This is a genomic window from Saprospiraceae bacterium (assembly GCA_026129545.1).
Taxonomy (GTDB): Bacteria; Bacteroidota; Bacteroidia; order Chitinophagales; family Saprospiraceae; genus M3007.
In genome coordinates, this window is record JAHCHX010000005.1 from 1 (window position 1) to 15,905 (window position 15,905).

At 53.5% G+C, this 15,905-nt stretch carries 16 protein-coding genes; 8 read left to right on the forward strand and 8 right to left on the reverse strand.

Annotated features, from left to right (window positions below; genetic code table 11):
* Positions 1-188, reverse strand: a 188-nt coding sequence (locus tag KIS77_21350) for a hypothetical protein (GenBank protein ID MCW5924880.1), incomplete at its 3' end; no start/stop codon positions are given.
* Positions 189-435: 247 nt separating this feature from the next.
* Here KIS77_21350 and KIS77_21355 point away from each other — a divergent pair.
* On the forward strand, positions 436-2,124 hold the full coding sequence (locus tag KIS77_21355; protein ID MCW5924881.1) for a T9SS type A sorting domain-containing protein: 1,689 nt from the start codon (positions 436-438) through the stop codon (positions 2,122-2,124).
* A 90-nt stretch (positions 2,125-2,214) separates the two neighbouring features.
* Here the strand turns inward: KIS77_21355 and KIS77_21360 are convergent, their stop codons facing one another.
* Positions 2,215-3,180: a hypothetical protein gene (locus KIS77_21360; protein ID MCW5924882.1), complete on the reverse strand. Its 966-nt coding sequence runs from the start codon at positions 3,178-3,180 to the stop codon at positions 2,215-2,217.
* Positions 3,181-3,366: 186 nt separating this feature from the next.
* Between KIS77_21360 and KIS77_21365 the strand changes: the two genes are divergently transcribed.
* Complete coding sequence (locus KIS77_21365) at positions 3,367-4,974, forward strand: sodium-dependent transporter (protein MCW5924883.1); 1,608 nt, start codon at positions 3,367-3,369, stop codon at positions 4,972-4,974.
* Between the two features lie 56 nt (positions 4,975-5,030).
* Entirely contained in the window at positions 5,031-5,174 is a 144-nt protein-coding gene (locus KIS77_21370; GenBank protein ID MCW5924884.1) for a hypothetical protein, read from the forward strand.
* A gap of 110 nt (positions 5,175-5,284) precedes the next feature.
* Here KIS77_21370 and KIS77_21375 read toward each other — a convergent pair whose 3' ends face one another.
* Positions 5,285-7,792, reverse strand: a complete 2,508-nt coding sequence (locus KIS77_21375; protein MCW5924885.1) for a zinc carboxypeptidase — start codon at positions 7,790-7,792, stop codon at positions 5,285-5,287.
* A 219-nt stretch (positions 7,793-8,011) separates the two neighbouring features.
* Here KIS77_21375 and KIS77_21380 point away from each other — a divergent pair, with 219 nt between their 5' ends.
* Positions 8,012-8,464 carry a nuclear transport factor 2 family protein gene (locus KIS77_21380; protein ID MCW5924886.1) on the forward strand — a complete coding sequence of 151 codons (453 nt, stop codon included), beginning with the start codon at positions 8,012-8,014 and terminating at the stop codon, positions 8,462-8,464.
* A gap of 61 nt (positions 8,465-8,525) precedes the next feature.
* Here KIS77_21380 and KIS77_21385 read toward each other — a convergent pair whose 3' ends face one another.
* Positions 8,526-9,920, reverse strand: coding sequence for a c-type cytochrome (locus KIS77_21385; GenBank protein ID MCW5924887.1), 1,395 nt, complete (start codon positions 9,918-9,920; stop codon positions 8,526-8,528).
* A 144-nt stretch (positions 9,921-10,064) separates the two neighbouring features.
* Between KIS77_21385 and KIS77_21390 the strand changes: the two genes are divergently transcribed.
* The 3 genes from KIS77_21390 (at position 10,065) to KIS77_21400 (ending at position 12,540) form a co-directional block, all read left to right on the forward strand.
* Positions 10,065-10,700, forward strand: a complete 636-nt coding sequence (locus KIS77_21390; protein ID MCW5924888.1) for a hypothetical protein — start codon at positions 10,065-10,067, stop codon at positions 10,698-10,700.
* Positions 10,701-10,710: 10 nt separating this feature from the next.
* Complete coding sequence (locus KIS77_21395; GenBank protein MCW5924889.1) at positions 10,711-11,463, forward strand: hypothetical protein; 753 nt, start codon at positions 10,711-10,713, stop codon at positions 11,461-11,463.
* Between the two features lie 183 nt (positions 11,464-11,646).
* Positions 11,647-12,540, forward strand: a complete 894-nt coding sequence (locus KIS77_21400) for an ABC transporter ATP-binding protein (GenBank protein ID MCW5924890.1) — start codon at positions 11,647-11,649, stop codon at positions 12,538-12,540.
* Between the two features lie 14 nt (positions 12,541-12,554).
* On the opposite strand, the gene KIS77_21405 is transcribed toward KIS77_21400, so the two are convergent.
* Positions 12,555-12,947 (reverse strand): hypothetical protein, encoded by a 393-nt coding sequence (locus KIS77_21405; GenBank protein MCW5924891.1) that lies wholly within the window; start codon positions 12,945-12,947, stop codon positions 12,555-12,557.
* A gap of 109 nt (positions 12,948-13,056) precedes the next feature.
* On the opposite strand from KIS77_21405, the gene KIS77_21410 reads away from it, so the two are divergent.
* Positions 13,057-13,302, forward strand: coding sequence for a hypothetical protein (locus KIS77_21410; GenBank protein ID MCW5924892.1), 246 nt, complete (start codon positions 13,057-13,059; stop codon positions 13,300-13,302).
* A 60-nt stretch (positions 13,303-13,362) separates the two neighbouring features.
* Here KIS77_21410 and KIS77_21415 read toward each other — a convergent pair whose 3' ends face one another.
* From KIS77_21415 to KIS77_21425, 3 genes are read right to left on the reverse strand one after another with little or no spacing between them, the layout of a single operon-like run.
* On the reverse strand, positions 13,363-14,526 hold the full coding sequence (locus tag KIS77_21415; protein MCW5924893.1) for a DNA cytosine methyltransferase: 1,164 nt from the start codon (positions 14,524-14,526) through the stop codon (positions 13,363-13,365).
* The gene (locus tag KIS77_21420; GenBank protein MCW5924894.1) at positions 14,513-14,833 is read right to left on the reverse strand and encodes a hypothetical protein; all 321 of its coding nucleotides are present in this window, start codon (positions 14,831-14,833) and stop codon (positions 14,513-14,515) included. Before KIS77_21420 ends, KIS77_21415 begins: the two co-directional genes overlap by 14 nt.
* On the reverse strand, positions 14,788-15,732 hold the full coding sequence (locus tag KIS77_21425; GenBank protein ID MCW5924895.1) for a hypothetical protein: 945 nt from the start codon (positions 15,730-15,732) through the stop codon (positions 14,788-14,790). Before KIS77_21425 ends, KIS77_21420 begins: the two co-directional genes overlap by 46 nt.
* Positions 15,733-15,905 lie beyond the last annotated feature (173 nt).

The following is a 15,905-nucleotide window of genomic DNA, read 5'->3' on the forward strand; positions in this document are numbered from 1 at the left end:
AGCTGCTGAAAGAAAAACCGCACCGCATTTTGGCTCGAAAAAAAGACCCATTCGGAGGCGGGGGCCTCCTCGAAGGGCAAAGGCGAGAGCGCGACCAGCGAGCGGCCCTCCACTTGCCAGCCAGCGGCTTCGAGCTGTTTTTTGAACTCCGACGATGCGGAGAGGGCGCGGGTGATGAAAGCGAGCATGAGGGGAAGGGGGGCTTATTATACCTAGATTCGCTAGGATTTGTTAGATGAACATGATTGATGTTCTTGATTTTTAGCAGATTTCGATTGCAGCCATGCCCAAAACCTAACGGCGCGAAGTATAAGTACTTGCAAGACGGCCTCCGGTCAAAGGTAGTGCATTTCAGAAACCTGACTTTTGAGAAAAGTTGGTTAGGTGGGCTGTTGGTCGCCGCCGTATTTTTCGGAAAAAATAATGCAGGCCATAATGAGATTGTTGCTAATCACCTTGCTGATTCCGTTTGTTTGCGTGACACAGGTGCCGCCTTCCGTCTGGTTGGAGGCCAATTCCGTCCGGGCGCACGTCACGGCCAACGGCAATCTGTTCATGGGCGGGCAACAAGGCGGTTTTTTGGTACCCAAGGCATCTGACGACGACCCTGCACGGGCGACTTTGTTTCGGGGCGTGTTCCCGTGGCTGGGGGCGCAAGACCCGTTTGGCAATCTATATACGGCTGTCGCGCATCCTGCTTGGGGAGTGTCGCCGTTCAAAGGAGGGCTTATCAAAACGCCTGGTTATGGGAACAAAATCTGGAAGGTAACGAGGGCCGATATTGAAGCGCATCGCGCTGATTTCATGGACAACGGGGTTGTTGACAACCCTATTTCGGCCATCATGGAGTGGCCGGGCAGTGTCAATGTAGGTTGGGATGTTGACCTGAATGGCGTTTCGATAGAAGCTCCTGTCCACGTCGCACCGTTCAAAGACCTCAACGCAAATGGGATATATGAACCGGAAAAAGGCGAGTACCCGCTTCATACTTATGAATATGGGTTGGGTTTTCCTTTTATGCCCGATGAGTTTGTGTTTTTGTGCTACCACGATGCTACTGTGCAATCAATACCCAGCTCATTGCCCTTGTTGATACAGACATACTGTGTGTTGTCGGCGTACAATTGTCCCGAGGAGCCTGCCTTGCACAACACGATTTTTGCGGAATACACTTTTTGGCAAGCGATGGAATACAGATTGGACGATGTCTATCTCGGCTTGCTGCTCGACTTTGAAATCGGATACTCGCAGGACGATTGCATTGGGTCAATTCCCGACTTTGCGTTGTTCGGATACAATGGCGACAGTTACGACGACAATATATTTTTGAACAATCCCCCCTTGGTTGCAATGGTTGACTTGGCATTTCCGAAAGATACTTTTGGCGAGCCAACTCAACAGACCTTCATGCCGATTTACTACGGACAGACAGATGGCCTTCCCGCTATCGTCACATGGCCGCAAGGCAAAATCGAAATATACAGGTACCTCATGGGACGTTTCCCCGATATGACCCCTCTGACTGCGAGCGGTAGGGGCTACAACCCCAATTTGCCTTTGCCACCGACCCGATACGCTTTTCCCGGCAATCCGTTTGCTGCGGAGGGTTGGTCGGAGCCGAGTGCCGGAAACAAGCCCGGCAACCGCAGGGCGCTGGTATCGTATGGGCCATACACACACAAGTCAGGAGCCATGAATAATATGTTTGTGGCTTTTCATTGGGCACGCGGTGATTCGCCGTCGCCGTTGTCGGGCTATGTGCCGCTCATGGAGCACGCATTATGGTTGAAAGACCAATACGAACATCAGGATGTCTTGCCTCCCGGAACAACTCCCGGCTGTCTTGTCCCCACAAACGTTGCCGCCCACCCAGAGGCCCATCCCTTGGAGGTCTATCCGAACCCAGCATCCTCGTTGGTGTGGGTAAGAGCGGGCGATATGATGCCTGATGTGGTTCGTGTGTTCGATGTGGCAGGCAGGTTGGCGCTGACCTCATCTCTTTCCGCGAACGGGGACGGGGTGTGGGCGTTTTCCGTCGCGGGTTTGCGCGGCGGTTTGTATGTGTTGGAGGTGACCGACCGATTGGGGCGACGGTTTAGGGCAAAAATGTTAGTGACGCGGTAGTGTGTTCCTCAAAAAGCACACATCGCGCTAGCTGCTTGGGTGTATGGCGGATTTGCAAATCCGCTGTACTACTTAATCTGGGCATAGCCATCACGTTTTACTACTTTTTTTGCTTTTTTGCTCTCGCGCATTTGGCATGAAAAAATCGTCGGGCGTATCGGTGTCTCCTTCGCAAAGGCCGTTTTGGTAGAGAAAATACTTTTGCCGGGGCGCTCCGGCATCAGTGGGCTTTGCGTTGTAAATATCTGCCATGGGGGTTGAAACCGACAGGTCGCAGCCCATTTTAAAGGCTTTTTCGTAGTTTTTTTCCAAAGCGAGCGCGGCGTAAAAACCGCTGGAAAAACTCATCGCCTCATGGTCGTGCACTACGCCTTTGATGCCAATGGCATAAGGAATCACGCGCGAAACGACTTTGGCAAAAAGATTGGACTCGCCCGTATTGAAGAAAACGCATTCAGTGGTGCCCTTTAGCATTTTGAAAGCGGGTGCCAAAAACTCAAATGGCACCAAATAGGAAGTGTGGTCGGTTTTGTTTGACAGAATAGCGCCGTCTGGTTCGGCATATCCGGCGACATGGATGATTTGTGGTTTTTCCCGGTATATGGCTTCAAAGAAGGAGTCGAGCGATACGTCGAACTCCTCTGTGATGATGAATTTGTCGCGATGGTTTTTGAAAATCTTGCGGATTTCGAGGTACTCCTTTTCCAATTGGAGCGGCCCCAAGTCAACGGGGTTGGAGGCAAGGAAGAGCAGTTTGGATTTTGGCCCCGCCGCCTCTTCGTTTTCATCCGAGTTTGCGCCTGTTGAAAACAGTTTTTTGGCCTGCATCTCGTCCAAGAGGTTGAGCAATCCGAACCGGATTTTTGTCATCGTGTCCTGACTGGCTTGCGCATCTGCCAGCCCCATGGCAAATTGCATATTTGTTTGCGCGTATTGTCCGCTCAGGAGCATGACGGCGTTTTGGATATCGGGATGTTTTGCGGCGAACTTGGCCATTTCGCTGATGGCTTCTTGGGTTTTGCCTTCGCCGATAAGACCTTTTATGGTGTTGACCATGAGCGTTTGGTTTAAAGATTCACGATGGTTTGCCGCGTCTTCGCGGCGGCTAAGGTAATGCCTCGCGCCACAAAGTTTCAGGGTGCTCGCGTTTTCCAAAATCAAAAATGCCAAATTCCAAAACCGTCCTATCTTGCCCGCTGAAAAAACAACTACACTCATCACTTTATTTACCCACTAACACTCATGTCAGCACACAAAGAAGCTTGGGGCTCGCGTGTCGGATTAGTCTTGGCTATGGCGGGCAACGCGGTCGGCTTAGGCAACTTCCTGCGATTCCCCGCGCAGGCCATCCAGAATGGCGGCGGCGCTTTCATCATTCCGTATCTTATTTGTTTTCTGCTCATGGGCATTCCGCTGTTGTTTGTGGAGTGGAGCATGGGGCGCTTTGGCGGTCGTTTTGGCGACCACTCCACGCCGTTCATCCTCAACAGCGTCAGCGGGGGCAAGCGTGTGTGGTGGAAATATGTGGGTGTGTTCGGCATTTTCACCAACCTGGCCGTGGCGGCCTACTATTGCTATTTGGAAAGTTGGACGCTGGCTTATGTGTGGCGTTCCATATCGGGCGCTTTTGCTGGCAACGACGCGGCAGCGGTCAGCCAGATGTTCGCGGACTACGTCAGTCTTGGCACCAGCGAGCCGATTGTCTTTTGGATTATTTGCTTGCTGCTGAACACTTGGATTCTTTCTCGTGGGTTGGCTGGCGGCGTGGAAGTGGCCGCGAAGGTGGGTATGCCGCTGCTGATATTCTTTGGCATTTTTCTCGCCGTGCGCGGCATCACCCTTACTGCGGGGGAAGCCGGAGCGGAGTATGACGGCACGGAGGGGCTTAACTTTTTGTGGACACCCGATTTTAGCTCCATCTGGGATTTCAAAGTCTGGCTGGCTGCTGCGGGACAGGTTTTTTTCACGCTCTCCGTGGGCATGGGCAGCATACAATGCTACGCCTCGTACCTGCGCCAACGCGACGACGTGGCGCTCAATGCCATGTCGGCAGGGTGGATGAACGAGTTTGTGGAAGTGGTGTTGGGTGCCGCCATCCTGATTCCGATTTCGGTGGGCTATCTCGGCATAGAGCGCGTGGTGGAGCTCACGCAGACGGGTGGCTTGGGGCTTGGCTTCCGCACGTTGCCCTATCTGTTTCAGCAGTGGGGGCCGATTTTGGCGGCGTTGGCAGGCATGGCGTGGTTTGGGTTGCTGTTTTTTGCAGGCGTCACGTCGTCGTTGGCGATGGGCACCCCGGTCATGGGCTTTTTGCGCGATGAGTTTGGTTGGCGGCGCGAACGGGCTGCATGGGCTTTTGGCGCGCTGGTGTTCATTCTCGGGGCTCCCACGGTGTTCTTTTTTAGCTACGGTGTGTTCGATGAGTACGACTACTGGGCAGGCTCGGTGTCGCTGGTCGTGTTCGCCATGTTTGAGATAATACTCTTCGCGTGGGTGTTTGGCATGGACAACGCTTGGGCGGAAATCAACCGCAACGCCGACATGAAGGTGCCGGTCATTTACAAATACATCATCAAGTACGTCACGCCTGTCATCTTGATTTGCGTGTTTTTCGGAAGTTTGTTGAGCAGCGGCGGCATTTTGGACAAAATAGCGAATAAAGACCTGCACGCACAAATTGCTGCTGCCACCGACCCCGCGCAAGTGACGGAATTGGAAAAAACGCTCACGTTCGTCAATGGCTCGCGGCTCTTGCTGGTTGTCATTTTTGCGCTCATCGCCTTGTTGGTCTATCTGGCACAACGCAAGCGCAACCGCGAGGGAAGGATGCCCATTCCGAGCCGTGAGTAGTGGTGCGCATTGCGTGCGTTCGTTGCTTCCTTGTTTCACGAAAAAATAACTAAAACATGAGTACTCCCGCACTGATTATGATGCTTTCGGCCAACGGTATCGTCATCGCCGTCACGGCCTACTTTTTCTACAAGGTGCTCACGACGGCACCTCCCGATGCGGTGGATGAGGATGAGGCCAATTTCCCGCGTGGCGGTTGATTGGGATGTGACGACGGGTGCGGGCTAATGGGTCTTATTCAGGCGGTGATTTGAAATCACCGCCTGAATAGTCTGTTTTAACCCTCTTGCCCAATCCCAATCCGTATTTCTTAGAAAAAAACGGCGTTGGCAAAAAGCACTTTTCCTTGTTCCCAGAAGCTGCGGAATAGCGGATTGTCCACGAAGAGTATCACTTGCCCGCCGCCGATTTTCTGGACTGTCAGAATGGGTGTCTTGCCTAAGCGCGGCTTCACCCGACTGCCGATGAAACCGTAAGACGGGAAGGTTTCTTCCAAGTAGATGACGGCTGTTGCTTTTTCCGGCATTTGAAATGCGTCGGCGCCCGTTTTCAGCGAAAAATAGTAATCGGGAAGACCCATCGCGAGCGGATGTGAGTTGTCCACTTTGGCCTTCACGATGGCCCCCGGCAGTTGGTCGCTGATGCTCTCGCGCTCGCGGGAGCGATAGGGGGTGGGCGCGGCGGTGGAGTCTTTTTTAGGCTCGTCTTTGTGTTTCAGGTCGAAACCGTCTTTGCCCAAAAATGCTTTTGCCCCGCCTTCGTAGGCAATGAGCCTGCCGCCGCTTTTGACCCAATCTTGTATGATTCTCGTTTGAGTTTCGGATAAGCCGTAGTAGCCGTGCGGAAGGATGAGCGTGTTGAAGTCGTTGAGGTTGACACGCTGGATTTTGTCCAAGTGGACTGGCGAGACGGGGTAGCCCAATTCGCGCTCGAAGAAGAACCATGCGTGCCCGAAAGAATTGTCGTCCACCTCGTCGCCATAGAGAAGCGCCACTGAGGGTGGGTCAATGGGTGCGAAAGCATCGGAGCCTAAGTCGCTGCCTCGCCCGGAGAAGCCTGTGAAGACGGGGTGGAGCGGCACGTTGGCATTGGTGGCGGCAGCTTGCACGATGCCGTCCAGCTCGCCCGCTATGAGGCGGTTGTCGCCGCGGTTGATGACGAACGCGCCGGCGCCGAATTGTTGGTCGCTGATGGCAAATGATTTGGTAGCCATGCGCACTTTCACGCCTTTTTGCAAAATTTCACTCAAAAACATCGCTTCGTTGAGCGAACGACGGTGCACACACCAAGCATAGGGCGAGGCCGCAATTTTCACCTCTGGCGCTTTGTATGGCTCAAAGGCTTTTTTGGGGTCCAAACGCTCTTTCAGCGCATAAGCCTCCAGCCCGTAGGCAAACGGCAGCGCCCAAGCCGTGATGTCGTAGGTCAAGGAGTCGGACAGGCGCGACTCTGGCTCGAATAGCACTCCCACCAATACAGATTTGGGCTGAAAGGCGCTGATGACCACGTCTTCCGGGTTGATGGATATGCTCGTCTCTTTGCCGCTGGCGTAGTCGAAAGCTTTGAGGCCCGAAAAGCCGGCACCGACCCTTCCATAACGAATCTGGTGGCGGTCGAGGAATCGGCATAGGGCGTTCACCTTGTTGGGGTCGTTGGTCTCGCGGATGACGAATGCCTTGTAGAGGCTGGGCGGCTGTGCGGCCGAGCGGGTGAAGTATTCGCGGAAGTTCTCGACGATGCGGGCGGCGTTTTTGCTGCCCATTTCTATGGTGGAGAGGCTGGTGGTGAGGTGATGTTCGATGCGCTCGTGCAGGGTGAGCGTGTCGCCCAACCCATTGATGATGGCGCGGCCGGCGGTGCCGTGGCCTGCTTGTTCGTAGGTCATGCCGATGGCGCCGCTAAACATGGGATAGGTGTCGCCGTAGGAGGGGTAAAAGAGGTCGAACGTTTCTTTGGTGAAGTAGAGCCATCCGTTTTCGTCGAAATAGCGTGCGTGGTTCTGGCCGATTTCGGTCTGAAAAGTGCGTTGCCAGGGAGTGATGTAGTCGTGCATTGGCTCTGCGGCTGGCGCGAAGTAGTAGGGGTTGTCCACATACTGCTCGTGCAGGTCGGCGTGGACGTGTGGCATCCATCGTTGATAGACGACGAGCCGTTGCTGGGTTTCCACCTGTGTGGCCCATGCCCAGTCGCGATTGAGGTCGAAATAGTAGTGATTGGTGCGGCCACCGGGCCAGGGTTCGCGGTGTTCGCGGCTGTTGGGGTTGGCGTTTTTGAGCAGGTTGCTCGCGCCGCGATACCAGTGCGTGTAGCGGTCGTAGCCGTCGGGGTTGAGCGAGGGGTCGAGTATGACGACGGTGTTGCGCATCCAATTCTTGGTCTCTTCGTCGGTTTGTGTGGCGAGTCGGTGTGCGAGCAGGGGGCTACATTCGGCGCCGGAGGGTTCGTTGCCGTGCACGCTCATGCTCAGCCAGATGATGGCGACGGGGTTGGCACGGTCGGGCCGTCCGTCGGCCAGTCCGGCGAGGCGGAGGTTGTTGAGGCGGATTTGTTCGAGTTGGGCGATGTTTTCGGGCGAGGAGAAAATGGCGATGTGGAGCGGGCGGTCTTCGTTGGTGGTGCCATATTTTTCCAGACGCATGGTGTTGGGGGCATGGGCGGCAAGGTGCTCGAAATAGGCGACCAGTTGGTGGTGTGGGGTGAATTGTTCGCCTCGTTTGTGCGTGAAAAACGCATCGGGGGTCTTGGGGGTGTTTTGGCTGAAAAGCGACGGCGCGATGGCCATCAAGGGCAGCAAGAGGAGCGAGCGGAAAGCGTTCATCCGGGAGAATTTTGCATACAGATTGTGATGAAAGGGGGCAAACTTCGGTTTTTTCTGCTTAACGGAGGTGAAAGAGTATGTTTTTGCTATTTTGCAGTGCAGGGAAAAAATGCACAATCATCGCCTCGAATGACAACCGTCATGTGGCATAAAAATGCCGGGGGCGACCTTTGCCACATTCAGACAACAGACTTTCAATCAACAAGCCAATCTCCTGTTATGCATTATTCGACTGAAATGCTCGTCAAGCGCCAGCAAGTTGTGGATGCGGTGAACCAACTTTTTATCCAAACCGATAACCGCAACTGGCTCATGGTGGAAAAATGCTTTGCCGATAGTGTCGCGTTTGACATGACCTCTTTGACTGGTGGGGAGCCGGAGACCCTTACGCCACAAGAAATTATCGCACGTTGGGAGGACGGTTTTAGCGACCTCAAAGCCATACATCATCAGGTTGGCAATTTCGTGGTGGACCTGCACGGTGGCGATTTTGCCCATGTGTTCTGCTATGGCATTGCGTATCACTACAAACCCGTCGAATCGGGCCGCAACACGCGGACTTTTGTTGGCAGTTACGAATTTGATTTGGAGCGCGGCGAAGATGACCTGTGGCGCATTTCTTCTTTCTGGTTCGATTGCAAGTTCGTGGATGGCAATGCCGATTTGACATGAGCACGGTGTGCCGATTCGATGAAGTGTTGTCCGTTTTAGCTCATTTCATTGACGGCTCGTCTCACAGCATCTTCAAGTATTCTATCACGGCCTTTCTTTCCTCAGCACTCAATTTGTCGCCAAACCTATGGCCGCTATTGCCGTAGCCGGGAAGGGTAGTGTCGTAGGTTTCCGTGTCTGTTTTGGACGGTTCTGTCGTGTATTTCCAACCGACCTTGCCTTGGTCGTAGTTGGCCTCGGTGTTTTCAAAATTTCTTTTCCAAAAAACAGGGCGTTGTGGGCTATTGAGCAAATCATCCAATGTCGGCACGGAAGCGTTGTGCAGGTATGGCGCTGTTGCCCATATACCGTCGAGCGGAGGCGCGACGTAGCCATCGTTGGGGAGGAGTTGCCCCTTGTGAACACCTTTCCCATACCAGCTGTCATTGTACCAACTGTGATATTCGGGGTGCGTCTTGTAGGCCTGCGCAAGCAGTGGGTCGGTGCCGATTTTTTCCAAGCTGACCAACAGGTTGGGGTAGGAGACTGAATCGCCGTAAGTGCCATGACACTTGGAACATCGTTGCTCAAAGATTTTTTTGCCTGCGGTGGCCAAATGTTGGTCAATCGGGTATGGGTACTTCGGTGGCTCAAGGGTGCGAATCCATGCCATCACATCGGGCAAATGGCTGTCTATGCGGCGTGCTTCGGCACTGTCGAGCATGGTCAGCATGCCGGAAGCAGAGGCAAGGCGGGCGAAGTCGCCCCGGCCCAAGCCATTGTAATACAGCGCATTTTTCTTCTTGGTCAGCCACCAAGCTGGCACGTCGGTCGGGACGGTTTCGAGCGGAATGTCGAATTGGGCCGAGTCGAGCCAGATGAGGTCGGCAGCGCGCCTGTGCGCGGAGAGGGCGGCAAAAATTTTATCCGCTGGGTTGGGCCCGCGTGTTTTGGTGCGGATGTAGGGGCCAATGGACTTGGTAGCGCGGCTGGCGGGCAGATAGGCCTCCCATTCGGGCGAGCTTTCCCCGAACGCGAGTTTCACGGCGATGTCTGCTGCTTGAAAGCTTGCCGATGCGTCGCTTGTGTGGTCGTAGGTGTTGTTGCCCAATCCGACGACGATTTGGCCGTTCAGGCGCTCGGCATGACAGGTGAGGCATGTAGGGGCTACTACTTTCACGCCGTTGGGCGTGGTGGCCACGTTGAACCTGAATGGTATGCCCTTTGCGTCGCCCGTTCGACCAAGGTCGTCGGCACTGTTGGCACCCGATACGCGCCGAAACACTTTTAAGGGGATGCCGCTGCTCACAAAGTCGCCGTAGAGCAGGTATTGGTAGCCAGCGGCGGGGTTGCCGTCGCGTTGGGGCGAGGGTTCGAGATAGGTCGTTCCTTCCGGTGGCTTGTCGGATTGTATGGCCGCCAACAAACCAATGGCCGCCGCGAGGCTGCCAGCGATGAAGAGGGTTTTTCCTTGCATGATTTGCGATGCTTCGCACCGTTGAGTTTTCAGCATGACTGAAGTCACCGTTCATTTAAAATCAGGCAGGTCAGTCGCGAGCGTCTGAAAAATCTTGGCGCATCAAGGTATATTTTTACGACGTTTGTGCAAAGTCTGGCTTTCATGGAAAAAATACTCAACTCCGCCTTTGATTTTTTTGCCTACGCGCTTCCGGGCTTTTGCATTCTCGCGTCTTTTTTCATCCTCGACCCGACGCTTGTCACATCCCAGGATTTTTTGGAATTGGCGGGCCGCCTTAAAGTGGGCAGCAGTGTCGCTATTTTGGGCATGGGCTATGCCGTAGGGTTTGCCGTCACCCCATTGGGGCGAAAATTATACAAAGCAACAGAGCGCACCAAGTTTTTCGGGTGGTTGAATAAAGTGTTGGAAGGCAATCTGGCTGTCAACCAAGAGAACGAGACTGGCATGCACCTGTCCAACAAGTTTGCGTTGGCACGCGAAATGGCACCCAACAATTTCAAGCTCATCGAATCGTGGCACGTCTATTCCGTGATGGCGCACAACATGGCTGTTGCCGGCATTGCCACGCTTTGCCTCATTTTGACCAAGTTGGCGCTGCAAAAACCACCGAACGCTGACTTTTGGTGGGCTACCGCGTTTGTGACGCTTGTCCTAATAGTGCTGTTCATTTTCAACGCGGTCAAGTTCAACACATGGTCGGTGAACGACTTGAACGGAACCTTGAAGGCCATGCGATTGCCCGAACGCGCCCAACAATTGGCCGACAAAAAAGACTGATGCCTGACTTATGATTTCATTAGGCCGCCTGCATCTCGTGCTATTGCACTTGCCCATCGGATTCCTGCTGCTGGCCGGGGCGCTGGCGGCTTTGTCTTTTTGGGAAAAAACGAGTGTGTATCGCCCTGCGCTTGACTGGTCGGTTGGTTTGGGGGCAGTGGCAGCAGTGCTGGCGGCGGCTTGCGGATGGTTGCTCGCCCAAACGGGCGGCTACGACGAGGCGCTTCTCCTGCGCCATCAATGGCTGGGGTTCGCATCGGCGGTGCTGGCGCCCTGTGCTTGGCTGCTGCGACATTCCCGTTGGTATTTTCATTTAGTGGCGGTGGCGGTTGGCGTGGTCTCGGCAGCGGGGCATTTTGGCGGCACGCTCACACACGGAGAGGGGTTTTTGTTTGAAAAAATTGAAAATACACAAGCCGCTGCTTCGGGTTTGCCCACTGTGCCTGCGGAAGAGGCGGCACCGGAAGGCTTGTTGGAATACACTGCGCACATTCAGCCCATCATGGAGCAAAAATGCGTCGGCTGCCACAACCCCAAGAAGAAGAAGGGCGGTTTGTTGCTCGACTCGCCCGAAGGCCTGCTCAAAGGAGGCAAACACGGCCCGGTGCTCGCCGCTGGAAAACCCGATGCCAGCGAACTGTATCGGCGCATCACACTACCTGCTTATCACGACGAGCACATGCCGCCCAAAGGAAAGCGCCAACTCGAAAAGGGAGAAATAGAGATGTTGGAGCGCTGGATAGCATCGGGTCTGCATTTTTGACAACGTTTATCCAAATTATCGAATCGTTTCTCGAATCTTTGGCGCAGGTTTGAGCGGCTGTTTCGCACCTTCGTCATAGAAATCTCCACATCAAACTTTTTTCCCAAAACATTTTTTCACCGTCAATGCAAGCCCAACCACGCGCTTGAGTGGACAAGTTCATCAATCACTATCTCTGAAATCATGCAATTGACCATCCGCAATCTGAACAAAACCTATCCCAACGGCGTGAAGGCGCTTCAAGACGTATCGCTCGACATTCCTACTGGCATGTACGGATTGCTCGGGCCCAACGGCGCAGGCAAAAGCACGCTCATGCGAACCCTTGCCACCCTACAAGATGCGGACAGCGGCAGCGCGTGGCTCCAGCCCAACGAAGGAGACACCAATGGCGCAATAGACGTGCTCAAGGAAAAGGATGCGGTGCGGCGTGTGCTCGGCTATTTGCCGCAGGAATTTGGGGTGTATCCACACATCTCCGCATTTGAGATGCTCGACCATTTTGCCGTGTTGAAAGGCATTCCCGCCAGTCAGCGAAAAGAGGTGGCGAACGCTCTGCTTCAGCGCGTCAACCTGTGGGAACACCGCAAAAAGTCCGTGGCCTCCTACTCCGGCGGTATGCGCCAGCGATTTGGCATTGCCCAAGCTTTGCTGGGCGACCCCAAGCTTATCATCGTGGACGAGCCTACCGCTGGCCTCGACCCCGGCGAGCGCAACCGATTCTACAACCTCCTGTCAGAAATTGGCGAAAACGTCATTGTCATCCTTAGCACCCACATCGTGGAGGACGTGAAGGAGCTCTGCTCCAACATGGCCATTATCAATCTCGGGCAGGTCTTGTATGCAGGCTCGCCCGATGCGGCGCTGCAATCGCTGGCCGGGAAGGTTTGGGAGAAAGCCATTCAAAAATCAGAAATAGAAAGCTATCAGCAGCAATACCGGGTCATTTCCAGCAAGCTTGTGGCAGGCAAGCCCATCATCCATGTGCTTAGCGAGACGGCTCCCGGCGATGGCTTCAAGGCGGCGAATGCCGACTTGGAGGATGTGTTTTTTGCGAAGATTCACGGCGGAGAATGAGGGGGGCGAGCAGGTTATTGTTTCTTCCCGTAATAGTGGGATTGCGTGAAATTCCCCAATACGCCAACCCAAGTTTGCAGGTATAGGCTGTCGTGATGAAAATTGCCGCAAAAAATGCGGTAGCCCGGCAGAGAGTTGAGGTTGCAGTCGCCTGTGGCATCCACCCCAATCGTTCCCAAGTTGTCAACCTTGACCTCCTCCCCTAACAAACTGACCAGAGAGTCGCCGACCAGTTTTACCTCAAGCGACGCAAGCGTGGTGTCAAAAGTGTTGGCCGGCGCTACATAAGTAGCTTTCAGGCACTGGTAGGTTCCGGCGAACGATGCGCGATAATCCTCGTCTTTATTCTTACCGCAAGAGACCCAGAAGATAAAGAGGCAGATGAAAAACAGTAAGTATAGTCGCATGGCTGAAGTTATTGAATACAAACGTTTGCCAATCAGCAAACGCTGCTATTGTCACAACCCACCGAATTCACGTTAATTGCGTGTATTCATTCACCAAATTAACGCGAATTTGGTGAATTGCGAACGCATCAAGTACCAACACTACTCCAGTATGCGGGTCAACAACTTTTTTTGGCGTACCCACGACCAGCAGGCAATAGATTGGATAGAGGAACGCGAAGGCAACGTGTTCGCCTACGAAATGAAGTGGGGAAAAACCACCGCCAAAGTCCCCGGCGGATGGGCGAATGCCTATCCGGGGAGTGCGTTTGAGGTGGTGAGTATGGAAAATTTTGGTGGGTTTGTGGGGCTGTGAACGCTCTAAAACCCTCTTGCCGGGGAATTTGCCGTGCGCGAAGAGATTACCCGGAAAGTGCTACACCACCACCTCCTCCATATACTCCGTCGGTTCAGCCCACCTTAGGCTTTCTTTTTCTTCCGCTTCGGATACGTCAACCTGCCCCATCAATGGAGGCAGGTTTCTGAAGGCATCTCCCACAGTGGCGTAAGGTTGGAGGAACAAACTCGGGCCGCTGCCGTGCATGGGCATCGGCAGTTGGACTTGGCCGAGCCCCTTTTTGCAGCCAATGAAAAAGATACGTTTGCGCAATTGAGGAGCACCGTAGTCCGCAGCCAAAAGCACCCCCGTGGTCGTGTTGTATCCTAAGCCATCCGCCATTTTTACAATACTACGGAATATCTGACCGGAGTCAATGGCTTTTAGGTTGGAAACATTTTCGATCACAAAAAAGGATGGTTCAAGGGCTTTCACAAAACGCAGGAAGTCGAAAATCAGATTGCCGCGCTCGTCCTCAATGCCTTTTTGCTTCCCAGCATTGCTAAACGACTGACAGGGAGGGCCACCATAGACAATGTCCGGCTTGTCGTTCGAGCCAGTTTTGTCTTGCCAAAAAGCCAATGGCTCGTGAATGTCCAAGACGCTCTGGTGTGCCACTATCACTTGATCTCGAAAGTAGCCCCTTAGCGTGTCGCAGGCATCCTTCCAGTATTCCACGCAAAGTTTCGTGCCGACTTTTAGGTTTCCGTGGGCGGCCAAGTGGGCGCCAATGTCCATGCCGCCAGCGCCGGAGAACAGGCTGAGGGCTTGGAGTTTCCCCTTAAAACCGTGGTTGGAGGCATGCGCCAATATGGCATCAAAAACAGCGCGACTCAATTGCACCGGCACGGCGTTGCCCACTTGTTGCTGCGTGCTGGTCAGACTGCCCTTGAACTCCAAGTCGTCGGGAAATCCTTGCAAGCGCGCAGCCTCGCGTACCGAGATAAACCTGTTTTCGTAAGGATGAACAAACTTGTTGAAAACAAATCCGGTCACCGTCAACGACGGCTTGCTGGGGTCAAGTCGTAGCAGGCGGATGTTGGGGCCTCCAACGCGGGTAGGGTCTTCCTTGACATAAAACCTGAAACTGTCGTGCCAAAGGTGTTCGGGCAAGTCCTGCATTTTTTGGCCGATGCCGAGTGCGCTGATGCGCTCCTGTACAACCGGGCCAACTTTTCGGGCGATGTGGTTATAAGTCGTCATGGAACTTGAATATGGATTTCAACCAGTCGTTTCTTGAAATATTTTTTGTGAACGTGACAATCCCGTCAAACAGGCTGAACACGTCCTGTTCCGGCGATAAGTCTCCGATTTTTCTGGCAGTGCCATTAGGGTCAAGCGCCCAAACTACATTTTGGATATTTTGTAAATACTCATCGAAGTGCCGGGCCGCATCCACGTTTGAAAGTATGCCCACGCTCAGATCATAATTTTTTGAGGAAGGCTTCCCGTCAGCACCAACTTTCAAAACTTGGTAAATTCCTTTTTTGATGTCGTCGGTACGGTCCATCCCCACGCTGGTTTTGCTGTCGGAGATGCTCTCCTTGCCACCCCGCTTCGCCTGTCTGGCCAATTGCCGGTAACAGCCTGCGGTGAGCCACAAGCATTTGAAAACCAGTATATCGGATTTTCTCGCTTGCGATATTTGCATGTGGCGTAGGCTTCAACCCAATAATTCACATACTGTTTCCAAAAATCGGTTGTCTCAACCAACTTGGCAATCGCAATATAGGGCCAATGCTTGTCATGCTTCGACCCCTCCATGTTGAAGTACGCAAACTGCCAATCCCCATTTTTGAATGTCGGCGACCCGATGGAGGTCGGTAATGAGCTGAAATGTGGATTTGAGGTCACTTCATGGGCCTTCACCTTAACGATGTCCCCCTCCTCCATCATCGTCATCTCATCGGATTCCGCAAAAAGCGGCAAAATGGTCAGTGGAGCAGATTTCACTTCGGCTGCGAACACCTGCTTGTTCACCTCATCAACAAGGAGCAAATCAATCGGTTCCATACTCTTCCTGATTTCCACGTTCGACCCTGTTTTACTGAAATACTCGTTCAGCAGCAACGCGAGGATTAACGTTGATGATTTACCGATTGCACCGGACTGGGGCTTGTTGCCAAGCGTGAACACAAACCGTTGTTGAAGGCGACAACAGGGGCAAGCATTTAAAAAAGAGTAGTACATCTTTGGTTTCCCATCGGGGCAATAGTGCCAGCCCTTGATGGTCACCGACTTGTAGTATTCAGCGGTCATCAACAAATCAAAGGCGGCGGCAAGGTACCGCCCGCTGTTAAGGTCGGAAGCCGAAATTTTGTCAAAAATCGCATCAACCAGCACCTTTTCAGGACCGGAGAAATCGAATTTTTGGCTTGACGAAATTTTGTCGGTGAGCCAGTCGTGCATAGAGGGCAAGGGTTGTCAAGTTTGAAACGGATCAATTAAACGACCGCTAAGGCATTCTTGATTCTTGAGGCTGTTGTACGGGCGAAGGTACGCGAATGGCGCTTGTAGGCTGCCCAGAAATTTCTTCCCGAACTCCAAAGGATAAACAGATATTTGCCTTCGCCTCCAACCAG

Bases quoted from the DNA above. Each gene is read 5' to 3' on its own strand.
- KIS77_21380 (MCW5924886.1), top strand. From the start codon at position 8,012: ATGCATTATTCGACTGAAATGCTCGTCAAGCGCCAGCAAGTTGTGGAT.
- KIS77_21385 (MCW5924887.1), bottom strand. From the start codon at position 9,920: ATGCAAGGAAAAACCCTCTTCATCGCTGGCAGCCTCGCGGCGGCCATT.
- KIS77_21415 (MCW5924893.1), bottom strand. From the start codon at position 14,526: ATGACGACTTATAACCACATCGCCCGAAAAGTTGGCCCGGTTGTACAG.
- KIS77_21360 (MCW5924882.1), bottom strand. From the start codon at position 3,180: ATGGTCAACACCATAAAAGGTCTTATCGGCGAAGGCAAAACCCAAGAA.
- KIS77_21395 (MCW5924889.1), top strand. From the start codon at position 10,711: ATGATTTCATTAGGCCGCCTGCATCTCGTGCTATTGCACTTGCCCATC.
- KIS77_21355 (MCW5924881.1), top strand. From the start codon at position 436: ATGAGATTGTTGCTAATCACCTTGCTGATTCCGTTTGTTTGCGTGACA.
- KIS77_21400 (MCW5924890.1), top strand. From the start codon at position 11,647: ATGCAATTGACCATCCGCAATCTGAACAAAACCTATCCCAACGGCGTG.
- KIS77_21420 (MCW5924894.1), bottom strand. From the start codon at position 14,833: ATGGACCGTACCGACGACATCAAAAAAGGAATTTACCAAGTTTTGAAA.
- KIS77_21425 (MCW5924895.1), bottom strand. From the start codon at position 15,732: ATGCACGACTGGCTCACCGACAAAATTTCGTCAAGCCAAAAATTCGAT.
- KIS77_21375 (MCW5924885.1), bottom strand. From the start codon at position 7,792: ATGAACGCTTTCCGCTCGCTCCTCTTGCTGCCCTTGATGGCCATCGCG.
- KIS77_21365 (MCW5924883.1), top strand. From the start codon at position 3,367: ATGTCAGCACACAAAGAAGCTTGGGGCTCGCGTGTCGGATTAGTCTTG.
- KIS77_21390 (MCW5924888.1), top strand. From the start codon at position 10,065: ATGGAAAAAATACTCAACTCCGCCTTTGATTTTTTTGCCTACGCGCTT.
- KIS77_21370 (MCW5924884.1), top strand. From the start codon at position 5,031: ATGAGTACTCCCGCACTGATTATGATGCTTTCGGCCAACGGTATCGTC.
- KIS77_21405 (MCW5924891.1), bottom strand. From the start codon at position 12,947: ATGCGACTATACTTACTGTTTTTCATCTGCCTCTTTATCTTCTGGGTC.